Annotated in this window: 4 protein-coding genes and 2 pseudogenes; 4 read left to right on the top strand and 2 right to left on the bottom strand. The window is 67.3% G+C overall.

From position 1 onward, the window contains the following. Positions 1-45: 45 nt before the first annotated feature. Both otsB and IPK20_22720 read right to left on the bottom strand, forming a co-directional pair. Positions 46-746, bottom strand: a pseudogene (gene otsB, locus IPK20_22725) (trehalose-phosphatase). A gap of 43 nt (positions 747-789) precedes the next feature. Next, positions 790-2,794: pseudogene (locus IPK20_22720) on the bottom strand (trehalose-6-phosphate synthase). 235 nt (positions 2,795-3,029) lie between these two features. On the opposite strand from IPK20_22720, the gene IPK20_22715 reads away from it, so the two are divergent. The 4 genes from IPK20_22715 (at position 3,030) to IPK20_22700 (ending at position 15,229) form a co-directional block, all read left to right on the top strand. Next, complete coding sequence (locus IPK20_22715; protein ID MBK8019204.1) at positions 3,030-4,883, top strand: glycoside hydrolase family 15 protein; 1,854 nt, start codon at positions 3,030-3,032, stop codon at positions 4,881-4,883. Next, complete coding sequence (locus IPK20_22710; protein ID MBK8019203.1) at positions 4,883-5,815, top strand: mechanosensitive ion channel family protein; 933 nt, start codon at positions 4,883-4,885, stop codon at positions 5,813-5,815. The genes IPK20_22715 and IPK20_22710 overlap by 1 nt, the downstream gene beginning before the upstream one ends. A 137-nt stretch (positions 5,816-5,952) precedes the next feature. Next, the gene (locus IPK20_22705; protein ID MBK8019202.1) at positions 5,953-6,648 is read left to right on the top strand and encodes a PEP-CTERM sorting domain-containing protein; all 696 of its coding nucleotides are present in this window, start codon (positions 5,953-5,955) and stop codon (positions 6,646-6,648) included. A gap of 1,102 nt (positions 6,649-7,750) precedes the next feature. After that, positions 7,751-15,229 (top strand): hypothetical protein, encoded by a 7,479-nt coding sequence (locus IPK20_22700; GenBank protein ID MBK8019201.1) that lies wholly within the window; start codon positions 7,751-7,753, stop codon positions 15,227-15,229. The last annotated feature ends 13 nt before the right edge of the window (positions 15,230-15,242 follow it).

Raw genomic sequence — 15,242 nt, 5'->3', positions numbered from 1 at the left:
CCGAAGCGAAGGGAAAGGCGGTTCGCGAAGCGGCCCGAAGTCCGCTCAGGCGTAGTCGATGAGCATCTGCAGGAGCAGCGGCAGCTGCGCGGGGAGATCGAGGTAGAAGCGGGCGTGCGAGGCCGGATGATTGCGCCCGATGCGCACGGTCACCCAGTCGGGCGGCGCCTTCTCGAAGGCCGCCTCGTCGTTGAGATCGTCGCCCACGAACAGTGCCGCATCCGCCCCGATCCGCTCCACCAGCGACAGCAGCGCGTCTCCCTTGTCGGGGGCACCCGCCGCCATCACGTTGAAGACGCACTTGCCGCCGAGGATCGACAGGCCGCTGCTGTGCCCGAGATAGAGGGATTCCACGGCCGCCACGGCCCGCGCGCGATCCGGGGCGAGCCGGTAGTGCAGGGCGATGGAAAGGCCCTTGTCCTCGATGAGCACACCGCTTTCCGCCAAAACGGATGCGTTTGTGCGCAGCGCGTGGCGGAAGTCCGAAAGCGCTTCTCCCCATTGGCCGTGGCCGGGGTCCTGCGGGTTTTCGATACCGTGGTTGCCCACGATATGGTGTGGCGCGAAGTCGAGCCGTTCGGTCACGTCGGCGATGGATCGTCCCGTCACGACGGCGAGGGGCCGCACGCGGGAAAGCTGTTCCAGCCGGCGCGCCACGGGCAGCGGCACCCGGCGTCCTCGGGGTGCGGGACGATCGGCGCCAGCGTTCCGTCGAAATCGAAAGCGAGAAGTGCCCTCCGCCTCATCAGCGCGCCACCGCATGCCTTCCTTCCTCCTCCAGGACCAGCTTCACGCCGCTTCCTTTCCCTGTCGGGCGACTCTCGCCTCGATCCGTTCGCGCAGGCGCGAGCGGGCGGCGTCGGTGAGCATCAGGCCCGCCCACCGGTAGACGTTGAATTCACGCACCGTCATGCGCAGGCTGGCCATGCGCTCCCGCTGTTCCGTTGGCGGCATTAGGAGCGCCCGGTGGAGCGCGTCGGCCAGTTCCTCCACGTGGTACGGATTGACGATGAGCGCCTCGGCGAGTTCGCGGGCCGCCCCGGCGAACCGGCTCAGGATCAGCACGCCCTGTTCGTCGTCGCGCGCGGCGACGAACTCCTTGCAGACCAGATTCATCCCGTCATGCAGGCTCGTCACGAGGCAGACGTCGGCCGCGCGATAGAGTTCCTCGACGGCCTCCGGACCATGGTGTTCCGCGAGGAGATGGACGGGCCGATAGTCCTCGCGGCCGAAGCGCGCGTTGATCCGGTCCGATACCTGGCGGATGCGCTCCTGGAACGACTGGTATTCCTCCAGCGAACTGCGGGTGGGCGCGGCCACCTGCACCAGGACGAAGGTGCCTACCCACCCGGGATGTTTCTCGAGCAGCCGTTCCACGGCATGGAGCCGCTCGAGGATACCCTTGGTGTAGTCGAAGCGGTCGACGCCCAGCGCCACGCGGGCGTCGGCCGCCAGTGCAGCCGGTCGAAGACGGCCTTGCGGCATTCGCCTGGGCCGGCCGCGCGCTGCCACGGCTCAGGCGTGGGCCACGCGATGGAGATCGGGATAGAACGAATGAGCGTCTCGTCTCCTCCGTACGCGACGATGGAATGCTCGTGCTCGATCCGCGCTTCCAGGTACCGATCCACGGTCTCGATGAAATTCTTGCAGTGGTAGCGGGTATGGAATCCGAGGATCGTGCTGCCGAGCAATCCCCTGGAGGATCTCGCGCCGCCACGGACAGATCCCGAACGATTCGGGATTCGGCCAGGGGATGTGCCAGAAAGTGAGAATGGTGGCCCGGGGCATGCGCTCGCGCAACAGAGCAGGCAGCAGCGCGAAGTGATAGTCCTGGATCAGCACGACCGGATCTTCGCGGTTGGCCTCTGTGACGATGGCATCGGCGAAGCGCGCGTTCACCGCGCGGTAGTGATTCCAGTCCGATTCGCGAAAGACCGGCCGCACATGCGCGACGTGGCAAAGCGGCCAGATGCCCTCGTTCGCGAATCCGTAGTAGTAGCCCTGTTCCTCCTTGGCGGAGAGCCAGAGGCGACGGAGCACGTATTCCCGGCTGTCGGGCGGGACCAGGACCCTGTCGCCGGCATCGACGACATCGCGATCGGCGCCCCCGCTGCCGTGGGCGATCCAGGTACCGGAACAGGCGCGCATGACCGGTTCCACGGCGGTGACGAGTCCGCTGGCCGGGCGTTTGACCACGATGCCCTTCTCATCCCTTCGCCGCGCAGCACCGAGCGCGCGCCGTCGATCCAGCCCCGCCAGCTCAACTGCGCGACGATCATCGTGATGACGGCGATGACGCCGCCCAGTACGGCGATGAGCGCGATGAGGTACTGGCGTGTCGTGACTGCGCCTTTCGATGAAGCTCATGTCGTGGAGCAGCACCAGATCCGCCATCGGTCCATCCTCGGTGGACAAGAGATGGAAGCCGACGTGCGCTGCCGCCCGGTATGCGCAGGCGCGGGATTTCCTGCGTCGCGGTCTGACGGGCACGGGCGCAGTCGAGCTCGGGAGGAATCCCGGACCTGCTCCTCAGCATCTGCTCTTCGGGCGAGCACAGACCGATCCCCAGCAGCCGCTCGTCCTTCACCGCGGCGCATGATCGGATCCAGCTTTGCGCCGGAGGCTTCGGGTCCGCGCCAGCGCCTCGCTGATCGGTTCGGACAGGGTGTTGGTGACCAGGGTGCCGCGCAGATTCAGGTCTCGCGAGAACCACCGCAGTTGAGGCGGTCCATGAGAGGAAGAGCGAGGTAGGCGCCAGGATGAGCGGCAGGATGAGCGGCACGAGAAATCGCATCTGCAGACGCAAGGGTGTTCATCGCGAGGTTCTCCTGCATTCCGTGTTGACCAGTTGATGCCGGCGAGGCCGGGACCTGTCGGGCGATGCCCGACAGGAGCAGGGGCGAGATCCGGCGTCGGCGCAGTTCCGGCGAACCGTGAACGTTTCCGCTGCGAGGCGGGCAAAGTTGCGGCACGGCGATTGCCTTGCCGCCTGCATGGCGACGACCATGGGCCGGCACACCCTTCACTCAATGACAGAACACCGACTCGTCATTGGTCGAGCCGTCATCGGGCCCGGCCACGGGATGGAGCGTGCCCACGCTCGCCTGGAACTGGGGCTCGTCGGCAATTGCACGGTGGGCGCGCTCGTCGACCGGACCGCCCGGATCGTCTGGGCCTGCATGCCGCGGTTCGATGCCGATCCGGTGTTCTGCGCGCTGCTTTCCACAACCCCGGATCAGGGGGCTGGTGGCGATTTCGCGATCGAGATCGAACGCTTCGCGCGCAGTGAGCAGGAATACGTGCCCGGGACAGCCGTGCTGCGCACCCGCCTCTTCGATGAAGCGGGACAGGGCGTGGAGATCGTCGATTTCGCGCCCCGCTTTCCGCAGCACGGGCGGATGTTCCGGCCGGCCCAGCTCGTGCGCCGCGTTCGGGCGGTGAGCGGGCGCCCCCGCGTCCGCGTGCGACTGGAACCGCGAGGGGAATGGAACGCCGTGGCGCCATCCATCACCCGGGGCAGCAATCATCTGCGATTCGTCCTGCCGGGGCAGACGCTGCGACTGACCGCCAACGTACCGCTCACGTATGTCATCCGCCAGAACTGGTTCTCGCTGCATGCGCCCGTCAGCCTGATTCTCGGACCCGACGAGACGCTCGACGGCTCCATCGAGGACACGGCACGCGCGTTCGAGGAACACACGGTGTCGCACTGGCGCGAATGGACGCGCAGGCTCGCCGTGCCGCTGGAGTGGCAGGACGCGGTGATCCGCGCGGCCATCACGCTCAAGCTGTGCCAGTTCGAGGAGACCGGCGCGATTGTCGCCGCCATGACCACGAGCATCCCTGAAGCGCCCGACAGCGGGCGCAACTGGGACTACCGCTTCTGCTGGCTGCGCGATGCGTTCTTCGTCGTGCGCGCGCTGAACAGCCTGTCGGAGGTGGGAACCATGGAGGACTACCTGCGCTGGCTGCAGGACGTCGTCCGCGATTCACAGGGGGGCCACGTGCAGCCTCTCTACGGAGTGGGCCTGGAGAGGGAGCTTCCGGAGGACATCGTGCCCACGCTGCCGGGCTACCGCGGGATGGGCCCGGTACGTGTCGGCAACCAGGCGTTCGAACACCACCAGCACGACGTCTACGGCAACATCGTTCTCGGCGCGGCCCAGGCGTTCTTCGATCACCGGTTGCTGCGGCCCGCGGACGCCAACGATTTCCATGCACTGGAGGCGGTGGGCGAGCGGGCATGGCTGCTCCACGACAAGCCGGATGCAGGCATGTGGGAGCTTCGCACCCGCGCCAACGTTCACACGTCCTCGTCGCTCATGTGCTGGGCCGCCTGCGACCGGCTCGCCAAGATCGCCGGACGGCTGAATGCCGAAGCCTCCGTCGCGCGTTGGCGGGAAAGAGCCGATGCGATCCGCGCGTGCATCCTGGAGCGAGCGTGGAGCAGCAAGCGGCAGGCATTCGCCTCCGTCTTCGGCGGTCACGAACTGGATGCGAGCGTGCTGCTGATGGCGGAAGTCGGTTTCATCGATCCACGCGACCCGCACTTCGTGCAGACGGTGCAGGCCATGGAGCAGACGCTCTGCGACGGCCCCTACATGCGGCGATACGAGGGCGCGGACGACTTCGGCCTGCCGCGTACCGCGTTCAACGTGTGCTCGTTCTGGCGCATCGATGCGCTCGCGCGTGTCGGCCGGACGCAGGAGGCGAGAGAGATCTTCGAGGCGATGCTGGCGAGCCGCAATGCGCTGGGACTGCTTTCCGAGGACATCGACCGCGAGACGCACGAGCTGTGGGGCAACTTTCCGCAGACGTATTCCATGGTGGGGGTGGTCAACGGTGCCGTGCGGTTGTCCCGCTCGTGGCATGAGGTGGTGTGATGAGAGGGGCGTCGTGGGTGGAAGAGGCCAGGGCATCCTTGTCAGGGATGGGAAGCTGGGGCGTGACGGCCGTGCGGGTGCTGATCATTCTCCTGGTCGCCTGGGCTCTGACCCTCTTTCTGCAGAGGATGATTCGCAAGGTCCGAATCCGGATCGCCAGCCGGCTCGAGGATGCCGAGGCGGTCAAGCGCGCGGAAACCCTCGGAAGGGCATTCCGCTATCTCGTTGCAGTGGCCGTGTCGCTCGTCGCCGGGGTGCTGGTGCTCTCGGAACTGGGCGTCTCGATCGCCCCGATCCTCGGCGCGACCGGCGTGGCCGGCATCGCCATCGGCTTCGGCGCGCAAAGTCTCGTCAAAGACTATTTCACCGGCTTCTTCCTGTTGCTCGAGAACCAGATCCGACAGGGGGACGTGGTGAAGCTCGGCGACCATTCGGGCCTGGTGGAGGAGGTGACGCTGCGGTTCGTGCGTCTGCGCGACTACGACGGCAACGTGCACTTCGTTCCCAACGGCGAGATCCGGACCGTGGTCAACATGAGCCGCGGGTTCGCGCAGGCCGTGGTGGATGTGAGCGTCGCCTACAAGGAGGACGTCGACCGGGTGATGACCGTCATGCAGTCCGTCGCAGCGTCCATGCGCGACGACGCGGTTTTCGGGCAGAAGATCCTGGACGCCTTCGAGCTGGCGGGCGTGGAGAAGTGGGATGACTCGGCCATCGTGATCCGTGGAAGGTTCCGCGTGATGCCGCTCGAGCAGTGGAACGTGCGGCGGGAGTATCTGCGCCGGCTCAAGCGCGCTTTCGACGAACAAGGCATCGAGATTCCCTTTCCCCAGCGGGACCTGCATCTTCGGGACGGCATCCTGGAACTGCGCAGGGCGCCGCGGGACGACGCGGCCCGGCCTGCCGAATCCTCCGCGGCATCCCCACACTGAGAGCGGATTTCCTCCGCAGCGGCTTCGCGGCCGCCACCCCGATGGGGCAGGCCGGCAGGCACGCGCCGTGCGGTCTCTCCCGCACGATCGCCGGCACGCACGAACCGGCGGCCGCTGATTTTCCAGGGAGATCGCACATGAAGCAGTTCCTGCTCGGGACCGTCGTCACGATGGCCGTCACGACCGGTGTAGCCTACGCCGACATTCAGCTCAACACCGGAACGGACTCCAATGGAGCCGTCCTTTCCGCGGGATCGCTCGATCCCTTCTGGACCATCTCCACCGACGGGGTGGACTTCGACGCTGCCCGTGTGGCCTATCCGGGGTCCTACCCCGACTATTCGTCTGGCCAGACCTGCTGCGGCATGGAGACGGTTCCCGGCACGGCGGCATGGGTGACGACGCCGGGCGTCGTGGCGACGAGCCCCACGACCGGATGGGGCATGGGCACCATGGTGTACCTGCGCCGTACCTTCGACCTCTCCGACTACGACATCGACACGGTCGCTCTGGCAGGGAAATTCCGCGTGGCGGACGCGGCCCGCGGCATCTACATCAACGGCCAGCTGGTCGCAGGGACCGACTACGGCGGCGGCTACACGTTCTCTGCCGATCTTTCCTTCTCGGTCGGCGCCGGCACCGGTGTCTTCGTCGACGGCGTCAACACCATCGAGATGCGCGGCTATTCCGTCAACAACGTCTGGGACGCCTTCTGGCTGGAGACGGGCGTGACCGGCGAGATGGCACCGGTGCCTGAACCTGGGACGTGGGTCCTGCTGGGAGCGGGACTGGGGATGCTGGCGCTGGGCCGGAGAGGAAAGCGCCGGACCTGATCCCACCGGCCGGAACGTTCCGGCAATACGGGGGCGTTGCGGCAATACGGGGGCGTTGCGGCAGATGGGCGAGGCCCGGGCGCCACGACTGCAAGGCCGATCCCGGATCGTAACGTCTGTTGCGCGGTCACATGGACAACATCTGGCGGCGGTAGTATGTTTCAGCAGTCCTGAGGAGACCTCATCCAACAACGGGCGGACCGACCGCCCTCCCCTCGGACAGCAAGACCAAGGCAATCCGACCCGAGGCGGCCCGTGACGCTCGCCCGGTCGAGTCCGGCGTGGGGACGTTCGGCGGCATTGCGGATCTCGACCGTGATATCGCTTTCCATCCGGTCGTCCGTGCCGCCCTTTCCGCAAGCCGGTTGACAGAACAACGGCCAAAAAAGGAAAGGGGCATGTTCAAGGGCGATCTCATCAAGCGTTGGCGGAGCCGCGGCCAGACGGGAGGGGGCGCCAAGCCTCCCCACCGCCGCAAGGTCCTCTTCGAACAACTCGAAGCCCGTCTGCTGCTGTCTGCCTCTCCTCCGGGCGTCCCTCTCGTCGCGGATTCCGCCGCGCAGAGCGAGCTGGCATCCACGATCGCTGACGTCACCCCTGTTTCCGTCCCCGCGGCAACTGCCGCGGTTTCCCCCTCCACCGCTCCGGCGGACGGCGATCCCGCCGACAGCGGGACCCGTGTCACCGTCGACATTGCCGCACCTTCCTCGTCGGCTATGTCCGGTCAATGGTTCGTCATCGATCTGGACGGAGCACAGGACGTCTCCTACGACGGCCCCGTGCGTGTGGACGGGATCGACGTCGAAGCCTTCGCCGCACCCGCGGCCCTGGCGGGTCGGGAAGAGGCGATCGTCGCCTCCATGCTCGAGGCGCTTGCTGGCGAATACCCGGGTCTGGGCGTGACGTTCAGCCTGACGCCTCCCGCCGAAGGTCCGTGGTCCACGGTCTACGTAGGCGGACGCGGCGAGGCCTTCGCGCAGTACGGCATCTACCTGGGTCTGGCCGAAAAGGTCGATGCCGGCAACGCGGACCGGTCCGACGAGGCGCTCGTCTTCAGCGCGAACCTCGACGCCACGGGACTGACGCCCAGGCGTTCGGGGCGATGCTGGCGGAGCACATCGCCCACGAAGCCGGGCACCTGCTCGGTTTCGAGCACGCCCATCAGGTGCACGACGAGGCCGACCCGCTCGCCGAAGTCGCGTGGAAGCCCTACACGCACGTGGAGATCGCGAAGGACGTCCGTGACGATCTGCTCGCGGCGGACGGCGCAGGCGGGCGCGTCGGCGACATCACGCTCGAGGGCCAGGAGTACCTGGTACATCCCAAGATCGTGGCGGCGGTGCGCGACCATGCCGCGTACTACTACGGCGGGACAGTGGGTCCCGACGGTTTTCCCGATCTGTTGATGGGCCAGGCGGTCATCCACCCCGAGATGACGGGCACGTGGGTCACCCGCATTCTCGACATGGCGTGGAAGGCCCAATCCGACTGGAGCTATTCCGACACCGAGAAGGGCCAGATCCTCGCGTGGGCCTACGGCTTCGCCACGCACGCGGCCGCCGACCACTGGGCGCACACGCTGGTCAACGAATTCGCCGAGGGCGTGTTCCCGGCCGTGGGGGACATCGTCCAGAGCATCACCTCCGAGCAGCGCGAACTCGCCAACTTCCTGCGTCACTATCTCGTGGAAGGCTACCTCGGCGACGCGACGCCCGGCTACGACAACAACCCCGACCGCACGACGCTGCCCGACGGCGACGTGAGCAACGACAGCACCCCTGGCATCGAATACGCCGCGCCCGTGCGCTTCATCTACGAATCCTTCGTCAGGCCGATCACCAACGATCCGACCGTCCTGCACAGCACCGGGGTCCAGCAGCCCGCCTATCTGTCGCTGTTCGCACCCTCCCCGTGGGTGTCCATCCATACCTTAGGTGGCAACACGTTCGTCCGCCAGGACGAGGGCGGCGACTTCTTCAAGGACGGCTTCGAGATGACGGCCGGCCGCAATCTCTGGATCACCGTCTCGGGCTTTGCCAACGAAGCCAACAACGGCCGGTTCCGCGTTGTCTCCGCCACCGCCACGCGGATCGTCGTGGATACAGCGGCGCTGGTTGACGAAGCCGCGACCGGCGACGAACGCATCGTCGAGAAGGTGCCGCAGACCGAGCGCATGACGCTGGCCGCGAATCTGGCGGACAACGCGTTCGTGCGCACCACGGGCAGCTTCCTCGAGGAAGGCTTCTCCAAGGGCATGCGCCTGAGCGCGTCGGGCTTCGTCGTGAACAACGGCGACTTCACCGTCGTGGAAGTGGGCGATCTCACGCTGAAGGTCCGTGAGACGCTGGCGTCCGGCGATTCGCACGGAAACGGCGACGAGCAGCTCATGGTGCTGGGCGAGCGCGGGCCGCTGCTCAACAAGCTCTTCGCCCTGCGCGAATGGGTGGCCGACAAGCTCCAGGGCCGGGCGCCCGCCAAGGACTGGGGCACCCTGGTGGAAGACATGATCGTCCAGGCAGCGACGGGCACTCCGTTCTCGAGCCTGTTCCTCGAGGACGTCTTCACCGCCTACCTGCAGCAGTGGCTGGACAGTCTCGACGAAGGCCTGCGCAACTGGCCCACGGTGGGCCTCGCGATCACCAAGGGCCTGTTCGATGCCCAGTCCAAACGGGACCTGCAGAACAAGGAGGGCGAGGCGCTCGGGCCGAAACGGATCAGGCTCGCATCAATGCCGAGAAGGGTGTCAGCGCCATCGATGCCGTGTTCGACGAGCTGGACGATCCGAACGACGATGGGTTCACCGACGACTCTTACATCAACAATCACCTTCTCCCCATGCTGGGTGTGCCGAAGCAGCTCGCCCAGGTGCGCACCGCGCATGCAGGGCCTGTCGACCCGAATCGACGAAGCGTTGAAGCCGCTCGACCCGATCCTGAATCCCATCCGGAATCTCCAGGCGGAGCTGGCGGAGAAGGTGAAGGAGTTCATGAAGGACGAGATCCGGCGCGGCTTCAAGATCGACCTGGACATCTTCGAGTTCCTGACCGACACGGGTTCGAAGATGGATCTGAAGTCGATCACGCTCGGCACGACCGTCATTCCCATTTTTCAGCCCGGAGACCGGGAACGCCTCGATGCGCTGATGGGCCTGCTGCCCACCGATCACACGGCCGCGCCGTCCGACCTGGGCGACCAGAACATCTACACGTTCTACCCCGACGTGCTGGGACCGCTGAACGACGGCGTGAGCTTCAGCAAGGAAAACTTCGCTGCCTACAAGAACAGCGTGACGCTCTCCAAGGTGCTGCTGCTGATGGAGCAGCCCATCGATGGCGAGACCGTCGGGGCCGGCCAGCTCAGCAAGCTCTTCTCCGACCAGCTCACGGTGCTGGCGAACGGGGTGACCCAGAACTACAACGCCGCGCTGCTCAACCTGAACGGTTCGCACGGCGGCAACATCCTCACCATGACGCTGCCGGGCGTGGCCGACGGGCAGCCGTGGCTGTCCTCCATCGATGGCGACCACATGTGGCGCATCGACAGCCTCACCACCACCTCCGGGCTCTATCGCGTCAACACGGCCGGACGACGGCGCGTCCACCGGCGTGTGGACGACGACGGTGGTGCCGAACCGGACCTATCGTGTCCAGGCCTCCTGGGTGGCGAACGTCACGCAGCTCGTGGACAACCTGGACAATTCGATCCAGCCCGATCGGCCCATTCTCCCGGCCACGAATGCCACGTACTCGATCTGGGACGGCAACACCAAGATCGCGACGGTGGTGCGCAATCAGCGGCTCTTTCCCACGGACGACCAGGACGGACCCGTCGCCTACGCGAATCTCGGCGACTTCTTGATCACCAGCGGCACCTGCGCATCGAGCTGGGCAATGCCGGCGCCGACGGAAACGTGATCTCCGGACCGGTGCGCGTCATACCGCTCGTGGGTGGGGCCACGCAGGTTCTCAAGATCAACCGCGACAGCTCCTCTGGCGCAATGCTGGCCGGCCCCTACAGCGAGACCGGCACGGCGTGGGTCGATCTCAAGTACCACACGGGCGGCGGCAATCATCCACTGTGGGAGAGCGCGAGGCTGCGCAGCGTGTTCCGGTCCCTGTTCGACGACTGGCAGGACGGCGCGCAGCAGTTTCCCGACATGGGCGACGCACCGTCGTCCGATCCCACCTCCACGGCGGATGCGGATCCGCTGCCTACGCACGTGTCCTCGTTCGCGTCGCTGCCCGAATTCCACGCGGAACTCGTATTCGACGCAGGCATCACCACCAACGATCAGGACGTGACGCTGGAAGTGGTGGACGGCGGCGGCTTTGCGCCGATCCTCCGTCTCAAGAGCACGGCCACGGGCACCGTGCTGGCGCAGCATTCCCTGGTCGACAACATCAAGGTGAAGGTGACCGGGGGAGCGGGCGTCGACACGCTGCGCATCGATCTCGGCTACAACGACAGCGACCAGTTCTTCGAGAATCCCGTCTCCGTGTTCGTCGCCTTCGACGGCGGTCTGGACACCGGGCTCACCGCGGACGACCGTGTGCTGTTCGACAGCACGGGCGCGGACAACGCACGGTTCGGCGGCTTCTTTCTCGACAGCTCCGATCGCGTCACGCTGAACAGCGCGATCCGCGCGACGGGCGCGGTGGTGATCGAGGCCGGCGGCGTCATCCTCGGCAGCGATCTCACCAACATCGAGGGCGGGATGGTGCAGATCCGCTCCAGGCGCGAGGCGCAGGGCGGGCTGCTCTTCACGGACATCCTGGCCGACGCCGAGGCGCGCGTCGTGCTGACCAACAGCCGTATCACCGGCTCGTCGATCTCCATCCGCGCCGAGAGCTCCATCAACATCGACAGCGAGAGCATCGACTTCTTCGGCAGTCCGGTGAAGATCGCGGCGGTGCAGGGAGAGTCGCACGCAAACGTCGAAGTGCTCGGTACGACGGTGCTGAACGCGACAGCCGATATCGAGCTGGCCGCGCAATCCACGGTGACCGTACGCGTGGTCACCGCCCCCGACGACTCCAGCAAGGACAAGGACCGTGACGCCGCCGTCGCCACCGCCATTCTCGGCAGCATGGCGAACGTGATCGTTCTCGACTCCGCCGCCCTGACGGCGCAGGGCAACGTGAACATCCTCGCCTCGCAGAAGGACAGCGTGCTGGTCTCCGCGGACGGGACCCAGGGCGACAAGGCGGAGGGCGCCAGCGGCGGCACGGTGGCGTTCACACTGCTGTACGGCGACACCAAGGCCACCGTCACCGGTGCGGCCACCGTCACGGGCGCGGCCGTCAACATCGAGGCGAACAGCGAACGCACGGTGGAGACTTTCGCCAAGGCGACGCAGAAGGGCGCCGAGGACGACGGCATCGCGAAGAACACCGAAGGCGAGAAGAAACTCGACGAGTACAAGGCCAAGGGCACCAGCGAGAACGCCGCGACGGGCGAAGGACAATCCACGGATCTCTCGTTCGCCGCGGCCGTGGCAATCACCGCCGTCAGCGGGGACAGCATCGCTTCCGTGGCCACGACCGGTCTCGTGCACGGCACCGAGTCGCTGGACGTCAAGGCGACGGCGCGGCACCCGAACCCGAAGACCGCCGACCGCCTGACGACCGTGGCCGATGGCAGTTCGACGGTGAAGGATGCCGACACAGGGGTGGGTGTCGCGGTGGCCGTCACGGTCATCGACGCGGATGCGCGCGCCTTCGTCTCGGGCAACGCGCGTCTTCAGGCGCCGGAAATCCGCATCGAATCCGCCATGTCCACCGGCGAGCGCTTCGGCGGCCAGGCCACGTCCGGCGCCACGGGCAAGGACACCGGCGTCGCCGGTTCGCTGGTCGTCAACGTCTCGATCCTGCGCAGCGAGGCCACGGTGGAAAGCGGCGCCACGGTCACGGTGATCGGCAGCGGCAGCTTCCTGCTGCGCGCGACCGGCACGGGGACGCAGATCGGCAAGGCGCTCCCGCACGAGCCGGCCTCCGGCAGCGACTACGGTGTCGGCGCCGCGGTCGTCGTGAACATCTTCGATGCGATCACCCGGGCGGAGATCGAGGACGCGGCCACGGTCACGGGCGCCGGCGCGGTCGTGGTGGATGCGCAGGCGGCGAGCACGGTCGACGGGCAGGCGAAGGCCGGCGCGAAGGGCGGCATCGCCATCGCTCCGTCCGTCGTCGTGAACGTCGTGAACGAAGACACGCTCGCGCGCGTCGGCACGGGCGCGACGCTGTCCGCGGCCAGCGTGGAGATCACGGCGGCGCGGAGCGGTTCCGCCAGCGCCAAGGCGGAAGGGGATGCCTCGGGCTCGGGCGACGCGGCCGTGGGCGCGGCGGTCGGCGTCAACGTGACGAACGATCGCACCGAGGCGCTGCTCGACCGGTCCCTGGCCGTCACGGGGTTGATCGCGGTCCGGGCCGACGGCCGCCAGTCGACGCGTGCCACGACCAAGGCCGGTGCCAAGGGCACCAAGAAGGACGACGGCGAGAAGGGGACCAAGGACGACGACGGCGTCAACAAGCAGATGGACGCCGTGCGAGGCCTCGCCGACACGGTCGCCGGCGACCAGGGCGCGCGCGACACATCGTCCAACACCGCCACGCCCAAGGCGGAGGTGGCCAACACCGACACCAAGGGGTCCAGCGAGTCCGAGACGGTGAGCGTGGCCGCGGCGGTGTCGGTGAACGTGAGTCTCAGCCGTGCGCGTGCCGCGACGGCCAGCGGCCTGACACTCGACGCCGGCGACACCGTCACCGTGCATTCGCAATCCGACTTCTCGGTCGAGGGCAGCGCCGACGGTTCGTCGGTGAGCAAGACCGGCGATGCTGTCGGGGCTGCCGTCGTGGTGAGCTACGGCGAAGGCGACAACACGGCCACCATGGGCACGGGCAGCACGGTGCGCGCGGACGGCCTCACGGTGGAAGCGGTGAAGGCCACTGATTCGACGGTTCACAAGTCGACCACGATCACCAAGTCCGGCGCGGGTGGCAAGGAGATCGGCGTGGCGGGTTCGGTCTCCGTCAATCTCTTCGATGTGGATACGGTCGCGGAGATCGGCGCGAACAGCTCGCTCACGCTGAGCGGCGGCGATCTGGTCCTGCGTGCCGTGTCGGCCACGTCGACGAAGACCGAAGCCAAGCCCGAGAACGAAGATGGCGCAGCGGGCAGCGGCGAGGACGTCGGCGTGGGCGCGTCGGTCGCCTTCGATCGCAGCGATGCGCAGACCCGCGCGACGCTGCAGGACGCCGTGAACGTGGCCGGGACGGCGCGGGACCTGCGCATCGAGGCCACGGGCATCCACGACAAGACCGTCGACGCAGAGAACGGCGCCAAGGGCGCCACGGGCGTCGGTGTGTCGGTCGGTGTCGCGCTGGCCAACAACCAGACCGAGGCCCGCACCGGACTGGGCACGGGCATATCGCTCACGGGCGCGGCCACGGTCAGGACCGATCACCGCGAAACCGTGACCAACAAGGCCGACGCCGAGGCCGCCGGTTCGGACACCGGCGTGGGCGCCAGCGTGGGCGTGACGGTGATCACGGACGGCTCGCTCGCGGCCCTCAACCGCAACGTGACGGCGGGCGGGAACGTCATCGTCGAGTCGTCCTCTCTCACCAGCACGACCATCGATGTCAAGGGCAGCGCGAGCGGCAACGACAAGGACGCCAAGAACTCGGACCAGGAAGCCTCCAACCAGGTCAACAGCAACCCCAACAACGGGGGCGACAAGGAACTGCCGAAGTTCGAGGACAAGACCAAGGAAGGCAACGACAGCTCGAAGAAGGAATCCAGCACCGAAGGGTCCAAGGTGAGCGTCGGCGCCGCCATCGGCGTGAACGTCGTCGTTGCGGACAACACCGCCTCCATCGGCGACGGTGTCACGGTGAGCACGGGCGGCGACGTGACCGTGCGCGCCACGGACAGTACCGATGCCACCACCAAGGCCATCGGCTCCGCGATCAATCTCGACGCCGACACGGCCGTGGGCGCCGGCGTGTCGCTCAACGTGGCCGTCGTGCACAACCGCGCGACGATCGGCGCCAATGCCAATGTCACCGGGCGCAGCGTGACCGTGGACGCGGGCGGGCCCGCGGACGGGCGCGACGAGTTCATCGCCTGGGGGCTTGCCGCCGCGGGTGGCTCGGACTACGGCGTGGCCGGTTCCGTCGCCATCAACGTCTCGGACCTCACCAACGAGGCCTCCACGGGCGCCACACGCACGTGCGCGCGACCAGGGGCGGCATCGACGTCACCGCGCATCACACTCTGGGTCTTCAGCTTCTCGCGGGCGCGGGCGCCCTCGGTCAGGACGAAGCCGGCGTGGGCGCGGCCGTGGCGATCAACATCGTGCCGAAGCACGACACGCTCGCCCGCATCGGCACGGATTCGACCACCGATGCCACCGGCGCCACGAACGTCACGGCGCAGGCTGCGCTCGTGCCGCTCCAGGCCGACGCGCCGCTGCTGCCGGACGACGCCGATCCCGGCTTCACGGCGGCTTCGGTGTCGGGCGGCATCAGCAAGGGCGACGCCGCCGTCGGCGGCTCCGTCGTCATCAACGTGTTCGACACGCTGACCGAAGCGGCCAT

Source organism: Betaproteobacteria bacterium (genome assembly GCA_016713305.1).
Classification (GTDB): Bacteria; Pseudomonadota; Gammaproteobacteria; order Burkholderiales.
This window is presented reverse-complemented; position numbering and strand designations above follow the sequence as displayed.